This is a genomic window from uncultured Arthrobacter sp. (assembly GCF_964021775.1).
Taxonomy (GTDB): Bacteria; Actinomycetota; Actinomycetes; order Actinomycetales; family Micrococcaceae; genus Arthrobacter.
Genome location: NZ_CAXHZI010000006.1, coordinates 1 through 18372 on the forward strand (window position 1 = coordinate 1; position 18372 = coordinate 18372).

General features: G+C 68.5%; 15 protein-coding genes, 1 tRNA gene and 1 pseudogene. 10 read left to right on the forward strand and 7 right to left on the reverse strand.

What is annotated here, in order from left to right:
• Positions 1-335 (reverse strand): annotated as a pseudogene (locus ABIN76_RS07760) (HNH endonuclease); the annotation flags it as partial.
• A gap of 290 nt (positions 336-625) precedes the next feature.
• Complete coding sequence (locus tag ABIN76_RS07765) at positions 626-1057, reverse strand: hypothetical protein (protein ID WP_346959142.1); 432 nt, start codon at positions 1055-1057, stop codon at positions 626-628.
• Positions 1058-1199: 142 nt separating this feature from the next.
• Between ABIN76_RS07765 and ABIN76_RS07770 the strand changes: the two genes are divergently transcribed.
• Positions 1200-2360, forward strand: a complete 1161-nt coding sequence (locus ABIN76_RS07770; protein WP_346959143.1) for an NAD(P)-dependent alcohol dehydrogenase — start codon at positions 1200-1202, stop codon at positions 2358-2360.
• Complete coding sequence (locus ABIN76_RS07775) at positions 2357-2785, forward strand: HIT family protein (RefSeq protein WP_346959144.1); 429 nt, start codon at positions 2357-2359, stop codon at positions 2783-2785. The genes ABIN76_RS07770 and ABIN76_RS07775 overlap by 4 nt, the downstream gene beginning before the upstream one ends.
• Before the next feature lie 31 nt (positions 2786-2816).
• Here ABIN76_RS07775 and hrpA read toward each other — a convergent pair whose 3' ends face one another.
• Positions 2817-6878 carry an ATP-dependent RNA helicase HrpA gene (gene hrpA / locus ABIN76_RS07780; RefSeq protein ID WP_346959145.1) on the reverse strand — a complete coding sequence of 1354 codons (4062 nt, stop codon included), beginning with the start codon at positions 6876-6878 and terminating at the stop codon, positions 2817-2819.
• A 101-nt stretch (positions 6879-6979) separates the two neighbouring features.
• Here hrpA and ABIN76_RS07785 point away from each other — a divergent pair, with 101 nt between their 5' ends.
• Entirely contained in the window at positions 6980-7645 is a 666-nt protein-coding gene (locus ABIN76_RS07785) for an SDR family NAD(P)-dependent oxidoreductase (RefSeq protein WP_346959146.1), read from the forward strand.
• Positions 7646-7752: 107 nt separating this feature from the next.
• Here the strand turns inward: ABIN76_RS07785 and ABIN76_RS07790 are convergent, their stop codons facing one another.
• On the reverse strand, positions 7753-7920 hold the full coding sequence (locus tag ABIN76_RS07790; RefSeq protein WP_346959147.1) for a hypothetical protein: 168 nt from the start codon (positions 7918-7920) through the stop codon (positions 7753-7755).
• Positions 7921-8001: 81 nt separating this feature from the next.
• On the opposite strand from ABIN76_RS07790, the gene ABIN76_RS07795 reads away from it, so the two are divergent.
• Positions 8002-8967, forward strand: a complete 966-nt coding sequence (locus ABIN76_RS07795) for a helix-turn-helix domain-containing protein (protein WP_346959148.1) — start codon at positions 8002-8004, stop codon at positions 8965-8967.
• Between the two features lie 5 nt (positions 8968-8972).
• Here the strand turns inward: ABIN76_RS07795 and ABIN76_RS07800 are convergent, their stop codons facing one another.
• Positions 8973-9290 carry a protealysin inhibitor emfourin gene (locus tag ABIN76_RS07800; protein ID WP_346959149.1) on the reverse strand — a complete coding sequence of 106 codons (318 nt, stop codon included), beginning with the start codon at positions 9288-9290 and terminating at the stop codon, positions 8973-8975.
• Between the two features lie 25 nt (positions 9291-9315).
• Entirely contained in the window at positions 9316-10362 is a 1047-nt protein-coding gene (locus ABIN76_RS07805; protein ID WP_346959150.1) for a M4 family metallopeptidase, read from the reverse strand.
• Between the two features lie 112 nt (positions 10363-10474).
• Here ABIN76_RS07805 and ABIN76_RS07810 point away from each other — a divergent pair, with 112 nt between their 5' ends.
• On the forward strand, positions 10475-11452 hold the full coding sequence (locus ABIN76_RS07810; protein ID WP_346959151.1) for a cation transporter: 978 nt from the start codon (positions 10475-10477) through the stop codon (positions 11450-11452).
• Positions 11453-11503: 51 nt separating this feature from the next.
• Here ABIN76_RS07810 and ABIN76_RS07815 read toward each other — a convergent pair.
• Positions 11504-11579: transfer RNA gene (locus ABIN76_RS07815), tRNA-Arg, on the reverse strand.
• 171 nt (positions 11580-11750) lie between these two features.
• Here ABIN76_RS07815 and argS point away from each other — a divergent pair.
• Genes argS through thrB form a run of 5 tightly spaced genes read left to right on the forward strand, consistent with a single transcriptional unit; the run spans position 11751 to position 18327 of the window.
• Positions 11751-13415 carry an arginine--tRNA ligase gene (argS, locus tag ABIN76_RS07820; RefSeq protein WP_346959152.1) on the forward strand — a complete coding sequence of 555 codons (1665 nt, stop codon included), beginning with the start codon at positions 11751-11753 and terminating at the stop codon, positions 13413-13415.
• A gap of 5 nt (positions 13416-13420) precedes the next feature.
• The gene (gene lysA, locus ABIN76_RS07825; RefSeq protein ID WP_346959153.1) at positions 13421-14914 is read left to right on the forward strand and encodes a diaminopimelate decarboxylase; all 1494 of its coding nucleotides are present in this window, start codon (positions 13421-13423) and stop codon (positions 14912-14914) included.
• On the forward strand, positions 14915-16231 hold the full coding sequence (locus tag ABIN76_RS07830; RefSeq protein ID WP_346959154.1) for a homoserine dehydrogenase: 1317 nt from the start codon (positions 14915-14917) through the stop codon (positions 16229-16231).
• Positions 16232-17338, forward strand: coding sequence for a threonine synthase (gene thrC / locus ABIN76_RS07835; RefSeq protein WP_346959155.1), 1107 nt, complete (start codon positions 16232-16234; stop codon positions 17336-17338). It begins immediately after the preceding gene.
• A gap of 2 nt (positions 17339-17340) precedes the next feature.
• Positions 17341-18327, forward strand: a complete 987-nt coding sequence (thrB, locus tag ABIN76_RS07840; RefSeq protein ID WP_346959156.1) for a homoserine kinase — start codon at positions 17341-17343, stop codon at positions 18325-18327.
• Positions 18328-18372 lie beyond the last annotated feature (45 nt).

Genomic DNA, 18372 nt, shown 5'->3' on the forward strand with positions numbered 1-18372 from the left:
ATTTCGGTGACGAGGGCTTTGGCGAGGCCCAGGAGCCGTCCGCCTTTGGCCGGGGATTCGCGCCGTGCGAGGGCGATCTGCGCAGCGACGCCGGTGCCGAGCTGGTCCGCCGGTATCCCGGCGTCGGCTTGTTCGCGGCGCTGGGACAGGTCGAAGGCGGCGGCGTCCCGGGCCTGGCGGGCGGCCAGGGCTGACTTCAGGTCTTCCAGTTCGCGTGTTTCGTCGATGAGTGCCGCGGCGCTGGCCGGGGCCGGGATTCCGGCCAGGATCCGCGCAAGGTCCGCGACCGTTACGCTGTCCGTCGGAGCCACGTCGGGCCCTTGCTTGCCGTCCATGGAAACACGGTATCGCGCAGCTGTGACAATTAAAGCGGCCGCAGCAAAGAGCTGTGGTCGGCTTCGCCGTTGCGTTCACGTGCTACCTGCTGATCACCCCGGTGCTGGAAGCCAGCACCGGGCTGATCCGGGAACTACAGGGCCTCACATGGAACCTTGTCCCGGCCCTGACTCTGCTCGGCGGGATCGCGGGCTGGCTCCTGTCCCGATCACGGAGCCATCGAAGGCCCCGCTGATGGATCCCGTGGCGGCCAGTTGCTGGAGCAGACATGACAATTGAGGGGCGGCTTCTAGCTACGCCCCACCAGCAGGTTCTGGTGCAGCTTGCGCCACCCCTGGGCTTCAAGTTCTGTCGTCTCGAAGCCGTCCGTGACCAGGGTGGCCGTTTTACCGTCATGTCTGGAGACGGAAACTATCTGGCCGGTCGTCATCGAGCTGCCGCACCCGCCTACGAACCCGCCCTGGTCTGCCATGGGAACGGCGATCAAGCAGGACAGCGTGCGGTGATCGCCCTGCGCGGCGTAGTAGCGCACTCCGTCGGCCTCTACGAGCAGTCGGCTATTTTCCAGCTTGGGGTTCTCCGTGATGGCGGCCTCTGCGGGCAGTTGGTCCCCGGCCACCGCTTCGCGCTGGAACACCGCGAGTCCTGCTGGTGCTGAGCACCCGCCCAGCAACACGGCGATGCAGGCGGCCCCGAAAACAGGAAGTGATAGACGATGCATTGCGCTGCCCCCTCAGGCTGTCACCCGTTTGCCCCGAGGATACATCTGAGCGGCTGAACGTTCCGGCATGCGGCATACGCCTACCGCCGCCCCGGGCCACGCCAAGTGGCACGGAAACCGCTCCCGGGGGTAGCGTCAAACCATGACTCCAGGACGCCCCGTACCGCCGCCCCTCGCCAAGCCGCTTCCCGATCTCAACGACCTCAACGCCAGCGAAACCGGCGGACCCACGCTCGCCGCGGCCTACGGTGCCACGGCCAGCGACAGCGGCCTCGTTCCGCTGACCGTGGCCCGGCGCGCCCCCAAGGAAGACGACGTCGAGATCGCCATCGAATTCTGCGGCCTCTGCCACTCGGACGTGCACGCCACCCGCGGCGAATGGGGCACGCAAAACTACCCCCTCATCCCCGGCCACGAAATCGTCGGCCGCGTCACCCGGCTGGGCTCCGCCGTCGACGATTTCTCCGTCGGGGAGCGCGTCGGTGTCGGCTGCATGGTCGATTCCTGCCGCGAATGCGACAGCTGCCTCGATGGCCTGGAGCAGTACTGCGAGAACGGCATGACCGGGACGTACGGCGCCAAGGATTCCCGCAACGGCGGCGCCACCACCCAGGGCGGCTATTCCACCGCGATTGTCGTGGACCGGAACTACGTCCTGCGGGTTCCGGAGGGCATGGACCCGGCCGCCGCGGCGCCCCTGCTGTGCGCCGGCATCACCACGTATTCGCCGCTGAACCACTTTGAGGTCGAGGAAGGCGACGTCGTCGGCGTCGTCGGGCTCGGCGGCCTCGGCCACATGGCGGTCAAGATCGCCAAGGCCATGGGCGCGGAAGTGACGGTCTTTACGACGTCGGAGGCGAAGTTCTCCGCGGCCCGGGACCTGGGTGCGGACCACGTTGTCCTCTCCACGGATCCGGCCGCCATGGAAGCGGCGGACCGCAGCATCGACGTCATCATCGACACCGTTGCCGCGCCGCACGACCTCAACCCGTACTTCCGCACCCTGCGGGTGGACGGCGCGCTGTTCCAGCTGGGCCTGCCCTCGGAAGCCATGCCGCCGGTCAACCCCGGCGCGCTGATCCGCCGCCGGATCGCCTACGCCGGCTCGTTGATCGGCGGCATCGCCGAGACCCAGGAGATGCTGGACTTCTGCGCCGAACACGGCGTGGTGTCCGACGTCGAGGTGGTCCGCGCGGACCAGCTGAACGAGGCCTATGACCGTATGGTGGCCGGCGACGTGAAGTACCGTTTTGTTCTGGACGCCAGCACCCTGGGGTCCCCGGCGGAAAAGGCGGACGTATGAGCACCCTGTTTACCAAGATCATCAACGGCGAGATCCCGGGCCGCTTCGTCTGGCGCGAGGACGACGTCGTGGCGTTCCTAACCGTGGGCCCGCTGGCCGACGGGCACACCCTGGTGGTCCCCACCGAGGAAGTGGACCGCTGGACCGATGCCCCGCCGGAGGTGCTGGGCCGCGTGATGGAAGTTGCGCGCAAGATCGGCGCGGTCCAGGTGGACGTGTTCGACGCCGCCCGGGCCGGCCTGATCGTGGCGGGCTACGAGATCAACCACCTGCACGTGCACGTGTGGCCGTCCAACTCGATGGCGGACTTTGACTTCGGCTCGGTCGACCAGCACCCGGACCCGGCCCGGCTTGACGCCAACGCGGAAAAACTGCGCGAGGGCCTCCGCAAGGCCGGCCACGCCGAGCACGTCCCGGACGCCTAGCACTCGGGAACTGGCGCCGGCGCAGCACTCCTCAGGGGTTCTGCGCCGGCGCCAGCGCCTTGTTCAGCACGGTCCGGATCCGCTTTTCGGACACCGAATAAGCGGTCCCGAGTTCGACGGCGAAGAGGCTCACCCTCAGTTCCTCGATCATCCAGGGGACCTGGGTTAACTCCGCGCCCGCGCGCCGCCCGGGCAGCAGGGCCGACACGGCGTCGTCGTAGTCATCCTCAAGGCCCTGGATCACCGCCATGTGCTGCGCGTCGCGCTGGACATTCCCGGGGAGCTTCTCAAGGCGCTTCTCGATCGCCGCGAGGTAGCGCGGCAACTGGCTGAGCTGGGCGTAGCCCGTGCGTGCCACGAAACCCGGGAAGACCAGCTGCTCCAGCTGGCTCTTGACGTCGTTCAGGGCGCTGATCAGGGCCAGGCTGGTGGTGCCCTTGAGCTGCTTCTCGATCCGGCGCGTGCTGGCGAGGATGCGTTCGACGACGGCCGTCACCGTAAAGACCGTGTCGATCAGTTCGGCACGGACCTGCTCGTACAGCGCCTTGAAGGAGGCCTCGTCCCACGGCAGCGCGGCCGGGGTGAGCTTGTCGATCGCGGCCAGGGCGCAGTCCGCGATCAGGGCCGAGACGGAGCCGTGCGGGTTCTGGCTGAAGGTCAGCTTCTCGGTGTTGTTCAGGTGTTCCAGCACGTAGCGGTCCGGCGGCGGCACCTTCAGGGCGAGCAGCCGGATCACCCCGCCGCGCATGGCCTGTTCCTGTTCCGAGCCGGTCTGGAAGAGCCGCAGCGCCACCGAGGTGCCTTCGTCGACCAGGGCGGGATACCCGGTGACGGTGTGGCCCTTCACGGTCCCCTGGACCTGGCGTTGCACGGTGCCGAAGGTCCAGTCCTTCAGGCCGGACAGCTCGGCGAAGCCTGCCGGAGCCGCCGTGGCCTGCGCCGGACTTGCTGTTGCGGCGGCGGATCCGGCGGCCTTGCCGTCGGCGGTGCCGTTCGCCTTGCCCTTGCCGCGGCCGGCGGTTGCCGCCTTTGGCGCCGTCGTGGACGGCGTGGCCCCGAGAGATTCGGCGATGGCCCGCCGGGTGGCGGGTGCCAGCTTTTCCTGGAGCACTGCGAGGTCCTTGCCCTCGTCGAGGACCTTGCCGCGGGAGTCGACCACGCGGAAGCTGACCCGCAGGTGCGGCGGGACGGCGTCCCAGTTCCAGGACGCCGGCGGAATGACCTGGCCGCGGAGCCGGCGCAGCACGAGTTCGAGCGAGGGCTCCAGCTCATCCGTGGCGGGGTCGAAATCGGCCTCCAGCGCCGCCACGGCCTGGCGGGCGACGTCGGGAGCGGGAACGAAGTTCTTGCGCACCTGCTTGGGCAGGGACTTGATCAGGGCCGTGACCAGCTCCACTCGCTGGCCCGGGATCAGCCAGCGGAACGCGGCGTCGTCGAGTTGGTTTAGGAAGAGTACGGGGACCTCGGCGGTGACGCCGTCGGACGGGTTCGGCGGCGAGCCGGGCGCCACCGGGTGGTACTCGTAGCTCAGCGGCAGCTCGAAGCCCTTGTGCAGCCAGGTCTTTGGGTAGGCCGAATCGTCCAGAGCGTCGGCGTCGTCGCTGATCAGCAGCGACTGGTCGAAGTCCAGCAGCGTGGGGTCTTGCTGGCGCGCTTCCTTCCACCATTTGTCGAAGTGGCGTTCGGACACCACGTCCTTGCCGATCCGGGCGTCGTAGAACTCGAACAGGGTCTCGTCGTCGACCAGGATGTCGCGGCGCCGCATCCGGGCCTCGAGCTCCTCGATCTCCTGGAGCAGGGCACGGTTGCGGTGGAAGAACTTGTGGTGGGTTTGCCAGTCGCCCTCCACCAGGGCGTGCCGGATGAACAGCTCGCGGGACAGCTCGGGATCGACCCGTCCGTAGTTGACCCGCCGGTTGGGGATGATCGGCACGCCGTAGAGCGTGACCTTCTCATGCGCCATCACCGAGCCCATTTTCTTGGACCAGTGCGGTTCGCTGTAGCTGCGCTTGACCAGGTCCGGCGCCACCTGCTCGGCCCAGAGCGGATCGAATTTCGCCGCCACCCGCGCCCAGAGCCGGCTGGTTTCGACCAGCTCGGCAGCCATCACAAAGGTGGGGGACTTCTTGAACAATGCCGAGCCGGGGAAGATCGCGAACCGGCTGCCGCGGGCGCCGGCGTACTCGCGCTTGCGTTCGTCCAGGATGCCGATGTGGCTCAGCAGCCCGGACAGCAGGCTGATATGGATGCCCTCGTGGTTGCCCACCGGGTCGGTGAGCCGTTTGTTGTCCAGGCTGATGCCCAGCGGCCGCGCGAGCTGGCGCAGCTGGGCGAAGAGGTCCTGCCATTCGCGGACGCGCAGATAGTTGATGAACTCGTTGCGGCACAGCCGGCGGAAAGCGGTGGAGGAGAGCTCCTGCTGCTTCTCCTGCAGGTAGTTCCAGAGGTTCAGGTAGCCGGTGAAGTCCGAGTTCTCGTCCCGGAACCGGGCGTGTTTCTCCGCCGCCAGCTGCTGCTTGTCCGTCGGGCGCTCGCGCGGGTCCTGGATGGTCAGGGCCGCGGCCAGGATCATCACTTCGCGGACGCAGCCGCGTTTGCCGGATTCGACGATCATCCGGCCCAGGCGGGGGTCCACCGGCAGTTGGGCAAGCTGCTGCCCGACGGCGGTGAGCCCGCCGCCGCCGCCGCGGCCGCCGTTCCTGCCGCCGCCCTGGCGGCCGGGACGTCCGTCACCGTCGCCCGCCTGCTCCTGCGGCCGGGCGGCACTCAGGGCACCGAGTTCGCGGAGCAGGGTGACGCCGTCGTTGATTGCGCGCGAGTCCGGCGGTTCCACGAACGGGAAGTTCTCCACGTCCTTCGGTCCGCGGGCCACCCCCATGGCCGTCATCTGCAGGATGACGGCGGCAAGGTTGGTGCGCAGGATCTCCGGATCGGTGAACAGCGGCCGGGATTCGAAGTCCTCCTCGGAATACAGCCGGATCGCGATGCCGTCGGAGACGCGGCCGCAGCGGCCGGAACGCTGGTTGGCCGAGGCCTGCGAGACCCGCTCGATCGGCAGGCGCTGGACCTTGGTGCGGTGCGAGTAACGCGAGATGCGCGCGGTGCCGGTGTCGATGACGTACTTGATCCCGGGCACCGTGAGCGAGGTTTCGGCCACGTTGGTGGCCAGCACGATCCGGCGTTTGCTGCCGGGGTGGAAGACCTTGTGCTGCTCCTGCAGGCTCAACCGGGCGAAGAGGGGGAGCACCTCGGTGCCGGCAAGCCGCCGGTTCGTCTGGATCCGTGCGTTGAGCGCCTCCGCGGCGTCGCGGATTTCGCGCTCGCCGGAGAAGAAGACCAGGATGTCGCCGGGGGCCTCGAGGGCGAGTTCGTCGACGGCGTCGCACACCGCGTCCAGCGGGTCGCGGTCCTCCTCAAGTTCGTCGTCGGAGGCAGTGCCTTCTCCGACGCCGTCGTCACCCGCGGCGCCGGGGCCGCCGGCGGGCGCCGACAGCGGCCGGTAGCGGATTTCCACCGGGTAGGTGCGGCCGGATACTTCGATGATGGGGGAGGGTTCGTCCTCGCTGCCGAAGTGCTTGGCGAAGCGCTCCGGATCGATGGTGGCCGAGGTGATGATGATCTTCAGGTCCGGGCGCTGCGGGAGGATCCGCTTGAGGTAGCCGAGGATGAAGTCGATGTTGAGGCTGCGTTCGTGCGCTTCGTCGATGATGATCGCGTTGTATTTGCGCAGCAGTTTGTCGCGCTGGATTTCGGCCAGCAGGATGCCGTCGGTCATCAGTTTGACCTTGGTGGAGCGGCTGACCTCGCCGGTGAAGCGGACCTGGAAGCCGACTTCCTGGCCGATCTCGACGCCGAGCTCCTCGGCGATGCGCTCCGCAACCGTGCGGGCGGCGAGCCGGCGCGGCTGGGTGTGGCCGATCAGGCCGTTTTCGCCCAGGCCAAGCTCCAGGCACATCTTGGGGATCTGGGTGGTCTTACCGGAACCGGTCTCGCCGGCGATGATGGTCACCTGGTTTGCGGCGATGGCGGCCATCAGGTCCTCGCGGCGCTCGGAGACCGGCAGCTCGGCGGGGTAGGAAATATGCAGTGTCATGGCTGGAAACAGTCTACTGGGAAGCGTCAGGGCCACCGCGTCCGGACAGAAAACTAAGGGTACTGAGGAATAGTTGCCCGCCCGCAGGCCTTGTAGCTCCTATGACTACTATCGCAATCATTGGTGCAGGATCCGGACTGGGCGCCGCCGTCGCGCGGCGCTTCGGCAAGGAAGGCTTCTCCGTCGCGCTGATTTCCCGCAACCAGGGCCGCGTCGACGCCTTGGCCGAAACGCTCGCGGCCGAAGGCATCGAGGCCAAAGGCTTCGCGGCGGACGTCCGCGATCCCGAATCCATCACCCGGGCGCTGGAACGCGCCACCGAGACCTTGGGGCCGATCGAGGTGCTGCAGTACAGCCCGCTGCCGCAGAAGGATTTCATGCGGCCGGTGCTGGAGACCACACCGGCAGATTTGGTGGGCCCGGTGGAGTTCTCCATCTACGGCCCGGTCGCGGCGGTCCACCAGGTCCTTCCCGGCATGCGGTTCCTCGGCGAGAACAAGGGAACGATCCTGTTTGTCAACGGCGGCTCGGCCGTGAAGCCGGGGCGCAACGTCACAGGGACCTCGGTGGCGTTTGCCGGGCAGGCGGCCTATGCCCAGTTGCTTAACGAGGCCCTGGGCGAGGAAGGCATCCAGGTTTCCCAGCTCATTATTGGCGGCCGGATCATCGAGGGGGACCCTGAGAAGGACCCCGCCGTCCTGGCCGGCCATCTGTGGGACCTGCACACCAAGCGCGACCGGTTCCGCCTTCAAATCAGCGCCGACTAGGCGCCCACCACCAACGCCGCCCCGCGCACGGCGGACAGAACTGACATAGGGGAGGCCCCGGCTTCCGGTTGATCGAGCCGGAGGTCGGGGCCTTTTGGTGTCCGCGGTCAGAAGAACCGCAGCGTGTAGCTGGTGCTGGGGAGGTCGTGGGCCATCCAGTACTCTTCCGAGCGGACGGGCGGGTTGTGGCCAAGGCCGTCCTTCCGGAGAGCCCGGAGGGTGGCGGCGACGCCGGCGAGGATCAGGACGATGAGGGCGATTCCGATGAGTTCCATACCTCCATGGTTCTCCGGTGCAGGGTGCAAAAAAAGTGGCAGAAATGCCCAAAAACCTATAATTTCTGCCACACTGAAAGCATGATCAATTCAGTGGCAATGATCGTGGTTCCCAACTTCTCGATCTTCGAGTTCGGGACCGCCTTCGAGGTGTTTGGCGTCGACCGGTCGGACCGCGGCACCGGGGTGCCGGCCTTTGATTTCCGGGTCTGCACGCCGGAACCCGGCGACGTCCCGATGAAGTCCGGGCTGTCGATGCACGTGGGGCTGGGGCTCGACGCCGCGGCCGACGCGGACCTGGTCATCATGACCCCGTTCGGCAACGACGCTGATGTTCCCGAGGCTGTCCTGGAAGCCCTGCGGGCGGCGCACGCGCGGGGAGCCTGGGTGATGTCGATCTGTTCCGGCGCCTTCGCCCTGGCCCGGGCCGGGCTGCTGGACGGCCGCCGCTGCACCACGCACTGGCACTACTCGCAGGAGCTCGCCAGCCGCTATCCGGCCGCGCTCGTCGATGAGAACGTGCTCTACGTCCAGGACGGCCGGATCATCACCAGCGCCGGCACCGCGGCCGGCATTGACGCCAGCCTGCACTTGGTCCGGGTGGAGCTGGGCGCCAACGTGGCAGCAAGCATCGCCCGGGACATGGTGGTTCCGCCGCACCGCGATGGCGGCCAGGCGCAGTACATCGACCGGCCGATGCCGCGGTGCGGCTCGCAGCCGATGGAAGAGCTGCTGCGCTGGATGGTTCGGAACCTGGACGAGGAGCACTCCGTCAACGAGCTGGCCGCCCGCGTGCACATGTCGCCGCGGACGTTTGCACGGCGGTTCCGGGCCGAGACAGGCGCCACCCCTGCGGCCTGGCTGAACTCCCAGCGGGTGCTGCGGGCGCAGGAGCTGCTGGAAACGACCGACCTGAACATCGACGAGATCGCCCGGGAGGCCGGCTTCGGCCACTCGGTGTTGCTGCGGCACCACTTCGCCAAGGTGCTGGACACCAGCCCGCAGTCCTACCGGCGGACCTTCCGCGGGCACCTGGCGGCGGTCTGACCTGACTAACCCGGCTGGTCGGGCGACTCAGCCGCGGCCCGCGTGCAGTCCACCAAAGTCCGCCAGGGGCCGACGAGGTCCCGCTCCGGCAGGGTGGCCCGGCGCTGCCCGGCCCGGATGCGGTAGACGAAGCGGTCCGGCTGGGGGATTTGCGCACCGGCGGCGCCGGCGGCGCTCGCCGCGCCCCGGCCGGGCAGCTCGTCCCAGGGGCAGGCCTCGACCAGGGGCTGCCACTGGTCCCGGTCATCCGCGGTTACCGCCTGCACGCTCCAGACGCGCTCCATCCCGGCGATGCCACCGCTGCGCTGGACGGTTATCTTCATGGGGTGATCCTTAGGCAGGTGCCGTTTACAGCCTCACCTTGACAGTTTCCCACGCCTGCCGCACGGCGTCATGTTCGGCCGATTCGGCTCCGAACAGCTCCTTGGCGGACGCCGCCGTGGCCTTCGCAAACGCGCTGAAGGTCGCGGCGGTGGGCAGCGAGCCCCCGGTCAGCGTGTCGTACCAGATACGCCCGGGGGTGTCCCACGCGTTCCCGCCCAGGGTCGTCGCGACCAAGCAGAAGGCACGGTTGGGGATGCCCGAATTCAGGTGTACCCCGCCGTTATCGGCACTCGTGTGGACGTAGGAGTCCATCGAATCAGGCTGCGGATCCTTGCCCAGCACGTCGTCGTCGTACGCGGTGCCCGGCGCCTTCATGGAGCGCAGCGCCGCTCCCTGCACCTGGTCGGTGAAGAGCCCCTCGCCGATCAGCCAGCTGGCCTCGGCCGCGGACTGCTGCTTCACATACTGCTCCACGAGGACGCCGAAGACGTCGGAGAGCGATTCATTCAGGGCGCCCGCCTGGTTCCGGTAGGCGAGCCCGGCGGTGTACTGGGTGACGCCGTGCGCGAGTTCATGACCGATCACGCTGAGCGAGGCGGTGAAGCGGTTGAAGACCTGGCCGTCGCCGTCGCCGAAGACCATCTGCTTGCCGTCCCAGAAGGCGTTGTCGTAGCGCTGGCCGAAGTGCACTGTGGCGTCCAGGGGCAGTCCGTTGCCGTCAATCGAGTTGCGTCCGAACGCCTCCGCGTAGAGCCGGTGCGTGTGGCCCAGGCCGTCGTACGCCTCATCCGCGGCCGGGTCCCCGGTGACCGGTTCGCCTTCCTTGCGCACCAGCACGCCCGGCAGGTTCTCCGAGGCTTTCGCGTCATACACGGTGCGCTGCGGCGGCCCGGGGGTCAGCTGCCGCAGCCCCGGGGGCGCTGCGGGCACCTGCGCCGCGCGGGAGGCCTGGAAGCTCTTGACGTGCTGCAGGGCTTCCTTCGCGGCCCGGGCTGCCACCAGCAGCCGTGGTTCATGATGCTGCGCTGCCAGCCGGCGCAACAGGTAGGGAGGGATGATGGAGCAGTACATGTGAGACCCCTTTGCTTCTGCCGATGCGAACAGCCTACGAGCGGGGACCGACATTTGGCAGGGGGGGATCCGGGGGAGGGCGCCGGTGGCTCCGGTTGGATACGGTAGGCCAATGGCGCAAACCCAGAAGCAAAAGAAACCCGGCTCGACCCTGCTGACGGTCATCATCGCCTTCGTGGCGAACCTACTCGTGGCCGCGGCGAAATCGGTGGCCGCCGTCCTCACCGGATCGGCCTCCATGACCGCAGAGGCGGCCCACTCCTGGGCGGACACCGGAAACCAGGTGTTCCTCTTCTTCGCGGAACGGCGGTCCGCCCGTCCGCGGGACAAGAGCCACCCCATGGGCTACGGCCGGGAAGCCTACGTCTGGTCGATGTTTGCGGCGTTCGGGCTGTTCACTGCGGGTGCCGTGGTGTCCATCATGCACGGGATCCAGCAGATCATCGCGCCGGAGCCGGCAGCCGACTTCGCGGTGGCCTACGTGGTCCTGGCCGTCGCCTTCGTCTTCGAAGGAATCTCCTTCATCCAGGCGTTCCGGCAGACCCGGAAGGCGGCACACCAGCTGGAACGGCACACCCTGGAGCAGGTCCTGATCAGCTCGGACCCCACCCTGCGGGCCGTCTTTGCGGAGGACGCTGCGGCACTGGTCGGCCTGGTCGTGGCCTTTGCGGGCGTGTTCCTGCACCAGGTCACGGGTTCGCCGCTGCCGGACGCGGTGGGTTCGATCATCGTCGGCGTGCTCCTCGCCGTCGTCGCCGTCGTACTGATCGACCGCAACCGGCGCTTCCTGGTGGGCCAGGGCGTCACCCCGGACATCGAGCAGTCCATGGCACGCCGGGTGCTGGAGCACGCGGATATCGCCCGGCTCACGTACCTGCACCTGGAGTTCGTTGGCCCGCGCCGGCTCTACCTGGTGGCGGCCGTTGATCTGCAGGGCGACCTCCCGGAACACGAGGTGGCGGTGGCCCTGCGCCGGATTGAACGCGAACTCGAGGACCACGAGACGGTGGAGGAGGCCGTGCTGACGCTGTCCACCCCGGACGAAGCCAGCCTGGACTTCGAGGCCGGGCAAAGCCGCGCCGGAGCCTGAGGACCACACGCAAAAAACCCCGCCGTTTCGCTGAAACGGCGGGGTTTTTGTTGGTGCCCTCGATAGGATTCGAACCTACGACCTTCTGCTCCGGAGGCAGACGCTCTATCCCCTGAGCTACGAGGGCAATCAGGGTTCCTGCCGTGACCGGCGGGACGTCCTAGAGCTTAGCAGGAAGGTGGGCTCCAAAGGAAAATCGCCGCCCCGGGGGCCGCGGCGGACCTTCCCGGCGGGCCCTGGTGACAAGATGACGGCACGGAAATTCCGCGGGACTGCGGGCCCCCGGTAGGCTGGAACTGTGACCCCAGAAGAACTCTCCCTCGCCATATCCGCCTGCCTGAAGGACGCCGTCGCCGCCGGTGACATTGCCCTGGACGCCGCCGACATTCCGGAGGCGGTGCGCGTGGAGCGTCCCAAGAACAGGGACCACGGCGACTGGGCCACCAACATCGCGCTCCAGCTGGCCAAGCCCGCCGGCACCAACCCGCGCCAGCTCGCCGGCCTGCTGAGCGACCGGCTGGCGTCGATCGCGGGCGTCTCCGCCGTGGACATCGCCGGACCCGGCTTCCTGAACATCACCGTTGACGCCGCCGCCGCCGGGGCCCTCGCCAAGGCAATCGTCGAGGCCGGCACCGCCTACGGCACCAACACGGCGCTCGCGGGCCGCACGGTCAACATGGAATTCGTCTCGGCCAACCCCACCGGACCGCTGCACATCGGCCACACCCGCTGGGCCGCCCTGGGCGACTCGATCGCCCGTGTCCTGCGGGCCTCCGGCGCGGACGTCACCGCGGAGTACTACATCAACGACGCCGGCTCGCAGATGGACGTCTTCGCCCACTCGGTGCTGTCCCGGCTGCACGGCCGCGGCGTGCCGGAGGGCGGCTACCCGGGCGAATACATCGCCGACCTCGGCCATGAGGTCCTGACCCAGCACCCCGGGATCCGCGAACTCACCGACGTCGCCGCGCTGCCGGTGATTCGCGGCGCCGCCTACAAGGCGCAGCTGCACGACATCAAGCAGACCCTTGCCGAGTTCGGCGTCGAATTCGATGTCTTTTTCTCCGAGCAGGAACTGCACGACGCCGGCGCCATCGCCGACGCCGTTGCCCGGCTCCGGGAACAGGGCCACGTCTACGACGACGGTGGCGCGGTCTGGCTGCGCACCACCGACTTCGGCGACGACAAGGACCGCGTGATGATCCGCGCCAACGGCGAGCCGACGTACTTCGCCGCCGACGCGGCGTACTACCTGTCCAAGAAGGACCGCGGCTTCACCGAGAAGATCTACCTGCTTGGCGCCGACCACCACGGCTACATCAACCGGCTCAAGGCGATCGCGGCCGCGGCCGGCGACGATCCCGAGGTCAACATCGAGGTGCTGATCGGCCAGCTGGTCTCCGTCAACGGCGCCAAGCTCTCCAAACGGGCCGGCAACATCATCGAGCTCAAGGACCTGATCTCCTGGCTGGGCAAGGACGCCGTCCGGTACTCCCTGGCGCGCTTCCCGGCCGACTCGCCGCTGACCCTGGACCCGGAACTGCTCAAGAAGCACAGCAACGAGAACCCGGTCTTCTACGTCCAGTACGCGCACGCCCGCTCCCGCGGCGCCGCGCGCAACGCGGTCGCCGCCGGTGTGGAGCGCCGGGTGGACGGCCACGACGCTTTCGACGCCGCGCTGCTGGACCATGCGACGGAAAACGAGCTGCTCTCGCACCTGGGCAGCTACCCCTCGATCGTGGCCAAGGCCGCCGAGCTGCGCGAGCCGCACCGCGTCGCCCGCCACCTCGAAGTCATTGCCGGGGCCTACCACCGCTGGTACGACGCCTGCCGCGTCGCGCCGCTGGGCGAGGAAGCCATCACCGACCTGAACCGCACCCGGCTGTGGCTCAACGATGCCACCAGCCAGGTGCTCGCCAACGGACTTCAACTGCTGGGCGTTTCGGCGCCGGAACGGATGTGACCGCCATGACCGCGAACCCGAACAACAGCGCTGCCGCCTCCCCGCTGGCGCCGGACTGGCTGGCCGTCCCGGAGGACCTCAACGCCCTGCACGAACCGATGTGGGCCGCCGGCGTCGCGCGCACCGGCGGGGGTGAACTGGCCATTGACGGCGTCTCCGTCAGCGAACTGCAGCGGCAGTTCGGCACGCCGCTGTTCGTCATGAGTGAGTCCGACTTCCGGGCCCGGGCCCGGGCGTTCCAGGACGCTTTCAATGAGGCCTTCGCGGACATCTGCGGGGGAGTGGATGTCTACTACGCCGGCAAGTCGTTCCTGTGCACCGCCGTCGTCCGCTGGGTCGAGGAGGAGGGGCTGCGGCTGGACACTGCCTCCGGCGGGGAGCTCGCCGTCGCGGCCCGCGCCGGCATTCCCGGAGCCGCCGTTGCCCTGCATGGCAACAACAAGTCCGACGCCGAGATCCACCGCGCCCTGGACATGAAGCTGGGCCGGATCGTGGTCGACAGCCTCGACGAGCTGGAGCGGGTCGCCGCGATCGCCGGGAACCGCGGCGAAACGGCGAAGGTCATGCTGCGGCTGACCCCGGGCGTGCACGCGCACACCCACGAATTCATCGCCACCGCGCACGAAGACCAGAAGTTCGGCCTCTCGATGGCCGGCGACTCGACCGAGCAGGCCGGCCTGTCCGCCGCCGAGGAGGCTGTGGCAGCGGCCGCCGGCCATGACAGCATCGAGCTGCTGGGCCTGCACTGCCACATCGGCTCGCAGATCTTCGAGCCGGACGGCTTCGCCCTCGCCGCGGAAAAGCTGCTCGACTTCCTCGCCGCGATGCAGTCCAAGTACTCGATCGTGCTGCCCGAGCTGGACCTGGGCGGCGGCTACGGCATTGCCTACACCCCGGTGGACACCCCGCGGCCGCCGGCCGAGATCGCCCAGGCGATGGCCGCCGTCGTCCGCGCCAAGGTGGCCGAACTCGGCATCACCGCGCCGCGGATCTCGATCGAGCCGGGCCGCGCGATCGTGGGTACCAGCACCTTCACGCTCTATGAGGTGGGCACCCTCAAGACCGTCCGGGTGGACGCACCGGCTGCGGCCGGAAGCGGAGAAACCGGCGCATCGGCCGCCGAAAACGTTACGTACCCCCGCCGCTATGTGTCGGTGGACGGCGGCATGAGCGACAACGCCCGCCCGGTGCTGTACGACGCGGATTATTCGGCGATTCTTGCCTCCCGCAGCTCCGACGCGGCCCCGCAGCTGTCCCGAGTGGTGGGCAAACATTGCGAGAGCGGCGACATAGTTGTTAGAGATGTATATCTGCCCGAGGACGTGGCAGCCGGTGATCTGCTCGCTGTACCGGGGACCGGCGCCTACTGCTGGGCCCTGTCAAGCAACTACAACTATCTGGCCCGGCCGGGCGTTGTCGCGGTACGCGATGGATCAGTCCGGCTCATTGTCCGCGGCGAAACTGAACAAGACCTGCTGAACCGCGACATGGGAGTCTGAATGACGGAATTGCGAACCTTGAAAGTGGCCCTGCTGGGCTGTGGCAACGTCGGGGCCCAGGTTGCGCGGATTCTCATTGACGACGCCGAGACCCTGGCGTCCCGCACCGGGGCCCGCCTCGAACTGAGCGGCATCGCCGTGCGCAACCTGGACGCCCGTCGCGACGTCGAGCTGCCCGGCGAACTCTTCACCACCGACGCCGAAACCCTGGTCAAGGACGCGGACCTGGTGATCGAGCTGATGGGCGGGATCGAGCCGGCGCGCAGCCTGATCCTCACCGCGATCCGGCACGGCGCGTCGGTCGTAACCGGCAACAAGGCACTGCTCGCTCAGGATGGTCCCACCCTCTACGAGGAGGCGGACAAGGCCGGCGTGCAGCTGTCCTACGAGGCCGCCGTCGCCGGGGCCATCCCGATCCTGCGCCCCATCCGGGACAGCCTTTCCGGCGACCGGATCACCCGGGTGCTGGGCATCGTCAACGGCACCACCAACTTCATCCTGGACCAGATGGACACCACGGGTGCGCAGTTCGCCGACGCCCTCGCCGAGGCCCAGCGGCTGGGCTACGCCGAGGCGGACCCCACTGCCGACGTCGAAGGCCACGACGCCGCCGCCAAGGCCGCGATCCTCGCCTCGCTGTCCTTCCACACCCGGTTCGCCCTCGAGGACGTCTACTGCGAAGGCATCACCTCCGTCACCGCCGCGGACATCGCGGCGGCGAAGGACGCCGGCTTCGTGATCAAGCTGCTGGCGATCGCCGAAAAGCTCACCGATCCCGAGGGCAAGGAGGGTGTGTCCGTCCGCGTCCACCCGACCCTGCTGCCGCGCGAGCACCCGCTGGCCGCGGTGCACGGCGCGTTCAACGCCGTCTTCATCGAGGCCGAGAACGCTGGCGAGCTGATGTTCTACGGACAGGGCGCCGGCGGCACCCCGACGGCCTCCGCCGTGCTGGGCGACCTGGTCTCGGCCGCCCGCCGGATCGTCCTGGGCGGCCCGGGACGCACCGAAACCACCACCGGACACGTCCCGGCGCTACCCATCGACGCGGCCATCACCAGCTACTACATCGGCCTCGACGTCGCGGACCAGCCCGGCGTCCTGGCCCGGATCGCGCAGCTCTTCGCCGAGCACGGCGTCTCCATCGAAATCATGCGGCAGACCATCCACCGCGACTCCGCCTCCAAGACGGAGTCGGCGGAGCTGCGGATCGTTACCCACCGTGCGAGCGAAGCCGCACTGGCAGCAACCGTCCAGGCCGTCAAGGGACTGGACGTCATCAATTCCGTCACATCCGTACTGCGGGTAGAAGGGGTCTAAGTGGCTCACCAATGGCGCGGAGTCATCCGCGAATACGCCGAACGCCTGCCGGTCACCGAGGCCACCAAGGTCATCACCCTGGGCGAGGGCGGCACCCCGCTCGTGCACGCGCGGAAGCTCTCCGAGCTCACCGGCTGCACCGTCTACCTCAAGGTCGAGGGCATGAATCCGACCGGATCCTTCAAGGACCGCGGGATGACCATGGCCATGACGGCGGCGGTCGCCTCCGGTGCCAAGGCCGTGGTGTGTGCCTCCACCGGCAACACCTCCGCCTCCGCGGCGGCCTACGCGACGTCGGCCGGGCTGCAGTGCGCCGTGCTGGTGCCCGAGGGCAAGATTTCGATGGGCAAGCTCAGCCAGGCGATCGCGCACGGGGCCACCCTGCTGCAGGTGGACGGCAACTTCGACGACTGCCTCGACATTGCCCGCAAGCTGGGGGAGTCGTACCCGGTCTTCCTCGTCAACTCGGTCAACCCGGCCCGGATCGAGGGCCAGAAGACCGGCGCGTTCGAGGTCGTCGACGCGCTCGGGGACGCCCCGGACATCCACGTCCTCCCGGTCGGCAACGCCGGCAATATCAGTGCCTACTGGAAGGGCTACAAGGAGTACGCGGCGCCCTACGAATCCGCCACCGCCGGGAACCTTCCCGCCGTCGCCACGAAGACGCCGGTGATGTGGGGCTTCCAGGCCGCCGGCGCCGCCCCCTTCGTCGCGGGCCACCCCATCACCGAGCCGGACACCATCGCCACCGCCATCCGGATCGGCAACCCGGCATCTTGGGACACCGCCGTCGCCGCCCGCGACGAATCCGGCGGTGTCATCGAGGCGGTCACCGACGAGGAAATCCTCTCCGCGCACCGTTGGCTTTCGGCCCGGGAAGGCGTGTTCGTCGAGCCCGGCTCCGCCGCGGGCGTCGCCGGCCTGATCAAGAAGCACGACGCGGGCGAGGTACCCACCGGCAAGACCATCGTCATCACGGTCACCGGCCACGGCCTCAAGGATCCGCAGTGGGCGCTGCGCACCGAGGACGGCAGCGACGTGCAGCCGGTCAAGGTCGCCAACGACGTCGTCACGGTCGCCGCCGAACTGGGACTGGAAGAAAAATAGCCGTGGAAACCACCCTCACCGTCCCGGCCGAGTCACCCGCCGACACCCCGGCGGTTCCGGCCGGGCAAGTCGTCACCGTCCGGGTCCCGGCCACCAGCGCCAATCTGGGCCCCGGCTACGACAGCCTGGGGCTGGCCCTCTCGCTGCACGACACGCTGACGGTGGAAACGCTGGAGACCGGTGAGCTTGAGTTCGAGCTCAGCGGCGAGGGGGCGGACACACTGCCCCGCGACGCGAGCCACTTGGTGGCCAAGGCCCTCACCGAGGCGCTGCACCTGCTGGGCTTCCGGCACGAGGGACTGCGGATCACCGCGGACAACGTCAACCCGCACGGCCGCGGCCTCGGGTCATCGGCGGCCGCCGTGGTAGCCGCCGCCAGTGCCGCAAACGCCCTGGTCCCGGCGGAATCCCGCCGCGGCAAGGACTGGATCCTGCAGTTCACGTCCCGGCTGGAGGGCCACCCGGACAACGTCGCACCCGCCATTTTCGGCGGACTGGCGCTGTCCTGGCAGGACAGTGACCAGTACAGCAGCACCTCCGCGGGCGTCGACGCCGGCATTGTCCCGGTTGTGGCGGTGCCGGACTTCGAGCTCTCCACCGAGGCCGCCCGGGCGCTGCTTCCGGCCTCCGTGGGGCACCACGCCGCCGCCATGAACTCCGGCCGGGCCGCCCTGCTGATCCACGCGCTGACGCAAAAGCCCGAATTCCTGCTGCCCGGCACCGAGGACTACCTGCACCAGAGCTACCGGGCGCAGGCCATGCGGCCCAGCGCGGAACTGATCGCCGCGCTCCGCCGTGCCGGCCATGCCGCCGTCGTGTCCGGCGCCGGACCCACGGTATTGGTCCTGGCGGCCGGCGACAAGGAGGCGTCCGACGTCGTCGACTTCATCGACGCGTTCACCAGGGACAACACGCCGGACGTGGCCTGGCGTGTGATGAAGCTGGCTGTGGACACTGAGGGTGCTAAAGTGGAAGTGCACCGGCGGTAATCACGCAAGCTTTTTATAAGACCGCGATGTTGGCCAAGTTGCCCT

Coding starts and splice junctions, on each gene's coding strand:
- ABIN76_RS07765 (WP_346959142.1), bottom strand. CDS start 1,057: ATGCATCGTCTATCACTTCCTGTTTTCGGGGCCGCCTGCATCGCCGTG.
- ABIN76_RS07770 (WP_346959143.1), top strand. CDS start 1,200: ATGACTCCAGGACGCCCCGTACCGCCGCCCCTCGCCAAGCCGCTTCCC.
- ABIN76_RS07775 (WP_346959144.1), top strand. CDS start 2,357: ATGAGCACCCTGTTTACCAAGATCATCAACGGCGAGATCCCGGGCCGC.
- hrpA (WP_346959145.1), bottom strand. CDS start 6,878: ATGACACTGCATATTTCCTACCCCGCCGAGCTGCCGGTCTCCGAGCGC.
- ABIN76_RS07785 (WP_346959146.1), top strand. CDS start 6,980: ATGACTACTATCGCAATCATTGGTGCAGGATCCGGACTGGGCGCCGCC.
- ABIN76_RS07790 (WP_346959147.1), bottom strand. CDS start 7,920: ATGGAACTCATCGGAATCGCCCTCATCGTCCTGATCCTCGCCGGCGTC.
- ABIN76_RS07795 (WP_346959148.1), top strand. CDS start 8,002: ATGATCAATTCAGTGGCAATGATCGTGGTTCCCAACTTCTCGATCTTC.
- ABIN76_RS07800 (WP_346959149.1), bottom strand. CDS start 9,290: ATGAAGATAACCGTCCAGCGCAGCGGTGGCATCGCCGGGATGGAGCGC.
- ABIN76_RS07805 (WP_346959150.1), bottom strand. CDS start 10,362: ATGTACTGCTCCATCATCCCTCCCTACCTGTTGCGCCGGCTGGCAGCG.
- ABIN76_RS07810 (WP_346959151.1), top strand. CDS start 10,475: ATGGCGCAAACCCAGAAGCAAAAGAAACCCGGCTCGACCCTGCTGACG.
- lysA (WP_346959153.1), top strand. CDS start 13,421: ATGACCGCGAACCCGAACAACAGCGCTGCCGCCTCCCCGCTGGCGCCG.
- ABIN76_RS07830 (WP_346959154.1), top strand. CDS start 14,915: ATGACGGAATTGCGAACCTTGAAAGTGGCCCTGCTGGGCTGTGGCAAC.